The following is a 2,559-nucleotide window of genomic DNA, read 5'->3' as shown; positions in this document are numbered from 1 at the left end:
TAGTTGGCAAGTTTAAAGTCTACACTCAATTCCTGTATCCAGAGAAACTAATTAAAGGTGTCTATTTCGCTAATTGATTTCTCTGGATATAGGATGTTCATTGAGTTGATGCCTGTTTGAAAAAGACTTAACTTTATTGCGTCCATGGTATTGACTTAGAACCAGATTTCTATTGAAGGAATTACCACTGAAAAAAGCTTTACCGTGAATCAAAGCGTGGTAACACAGGAGATACTCAAACAAGAAGAAACAAATATGTTATTAACATCTGCAAATATTCCTTATAGTACTTCGCCTTTAGAGTTGATGATTACCGCATTAGCGAGCACTTTAGGTACATTTACTGAAAAAGAAGAGGTTGTTGTTGAACTGGAAGGACATGGGAGGAGTGATTCGGAAAATAAGATAGACATATCTAGGACAGTGGGTTGGTTTACAACGCTTTATCCTGTAAAGTTAAGAATCCATAAAGGAAACTTGGGAGAGCAAGTAAAGTCAATTAAAGAACAACTAAGAAAAATTCCGAACAAAGGTGTAGGTTATGGGGTATTAAAGTATATCGAACAGGAAATTGAAGATTATAATAGACTTCCTATCAGATTTAATTACTTGGGGGAATTTAGTAGTAGTATGCATAACGATTATTTTAGTTTTTCAGATAAGGTCATTGGGGAAGACATAGCAATTGAAAATGACATAACTGCTAAGTTAGAAATCAATAATTGGGTAATAAATGGTACTTTTCACTGTTCAATCAGACACTTTGCTCAGGATAAAAATAAGGTAGAGGCTTTTCTAAATGCTTTTCTAGAACAACTTAGTAAAATTATAAATCATTGTCACAATAAAACCGAAAAAGATTTTACACCTAGTGATTTTTAAACCATTAAAATTACAGAAGAGGAATTATTCGGGCTTTTTAACTAGACGAAAGATGCTTTAGTTATGTTAATGAATCAATTCCAATTTCGGAATAATGGAAATTATGCAATTACTTTGTTAAAAGTAACTTCAAATACAAGTTAGGGATAAAAGTATGTTTATCAAATCCCATAGACATGCAGACTTAATCCCTTAATAAGGGATTACAGATTTTCCCTATTAGCAATGACTTCTGTATCATTTATTAGACTTCGAACTGCTTCTGTTAGGGGTCTGAGGATATCAAAGTATTTATAAACGAGAGTTTCAGAGTTTAGTAATATATAAATTGTTGAGTTTGGTCCAATCGGGCGAACTATAAGATTCTTAATACAATAAATCAGGGAGTGAGAATTTAGTGAATAAAAGTGGAAATTTTCCAGAGTTGGAGACAGAAAGATTGCGGTTGAGAGAGTTGAATTTTGAGGATTCACCTTTTATTTTCAAACTGTTCAGCGATAAAAAAGTTTGTAAGTACTTATACGATGATGAAATCTACACAAATATAGAGGATGCAATAGATTTTATTAAATGGCATTCAAACTCTGAAAAAAGGGTACGGAATAGATGGGGAATTGAGAGAAAAGCAGACAATGCTTTAGTGGGAACCTGCGGGTTTGATTCATGGGATCGCTATAATAATATAGCAGAAATAGGGTATGATTTATGGCATGAATACTGGGGATACGGTTATATGAAGGAAACATTAGCAAGTGCGATTGAAAGCGGATTTAATAATATGAACTTGAACCGGATTAATGCCTTTGTCGCCTTGGAAAATGAAAGGTCTGCAAGACTTCTTGAAAATTTAGGCTTTACAAATGAAGGAGTATTCAGAGACAAGCATCTCTTTAGGGGGCGCTATTATGATCACTATTCTTATTCATTATTAAAGAGAGAATGGTCTTAAAAATTGGATTGAATCTCCCAAGGACACTCTTTGTGTAATATTTAATTTAAAAGGAAAAGTAGCTCTACATATCTCAAAATTAAAATAGAATATGAAGAGATTTTAGATCTACTAATAAAAACAAACACAGGTAGACTTTGATATACTCCCTTTAATGTAGACAGGTGAAAAATAAAATCTGTTTACCTAAGGGAGTATTTTATTTGTCAAGAAGAGCACATTCTTGGGGAAAATGAAGATTGAAAATGTCATAAAGAGATTAATCAAAACTATACGTGGATAAAATAAGAGAAATTCAGAAAGAAGGCTTACACCTAATACCTGTGTTACGAGATGTGATTATATTTAAGGGATAGTATGATTCACACCCAAAAAGCTGAATTCCCTTCGAACACCGCTTCGGCTACCACTTGAAAGGCGCCTTCGCTAATTTCACATTAAAATTATATACTTCAACCTATATAGAACAAAAAAGCGATAAAATAGTCGTAACAGCAACTAATTGGAGGTTTTCCCTATGTTCAAGCCCGGAAGAAAAGAGAAACAATTTTCTTTAGATGATCGATTTCTAACCTTTCCAAAATATATTGTGGAAGCACTTCAAAAAAGTTTTGCCGAGGACTTCTTCACAACTATCTTTTTGAAGATCAATGAAGATCATTTTTCCGTGCTGTATAGCGAGACTTTTAGCCGTCCAAATAAACCCGTAAATATCCTAGTCAGCCTAC

3 protein-coding genes are annotated in these 2,559 nt (G+C 33.4%); all 3 read left to right on the top strand.

The window, feature by feature from the left end:
• Positions 1 to 204 precede the first annotated feature (204 nt).
• Positions 205 to 882 (top strand): condensation domain-containing protein, encoded by a 678-nt coding sequence (locus tag H4683_RS21020; RefSeq protein WP_338062518.1) that lies wholly within the window; start codon positions 205 to 207, stop codon positions 880 to 882.
• Between the two features lie 397 nt (positions 883 to 1,279).
• The gene (locus tag H4683_RS21015; RefSeq protein WP_192600772.1) at positions 1,280 to 1,831 is read left to right on the top strand and encodes a GNAT family N-acetyltransferase; all 552 of its coding nucleotides are present in this window, start codon (positions 1,280 to 1,282) and stop codon (positions 1,829 to 1,831) included.
• Between the two features lie 517 nt (positions 1,832 to 2,348).
• The coding region (locus H4683_RS21680; RefSeq protein ID WP_476715149.1) for a hypothetical protein at positions 2,349 to 2,559 on the top strand (211 nt) is incomplete at its 3' end.

The sequence above is a fragment of the Sporosarcina limicola genome (assembly GCF_014873855.1).
Lineage (GTDB): Bacteria > Bacillota > Bacilli > Bacillales_A > Planococcaceae > Sporosarcina > Sporosarcina limicola.
The sequence above is the reverse complement of the archived record's forward strand: the minus strand, read 5'-3'. Positions and strand labels throughout refer to the sequence as shown.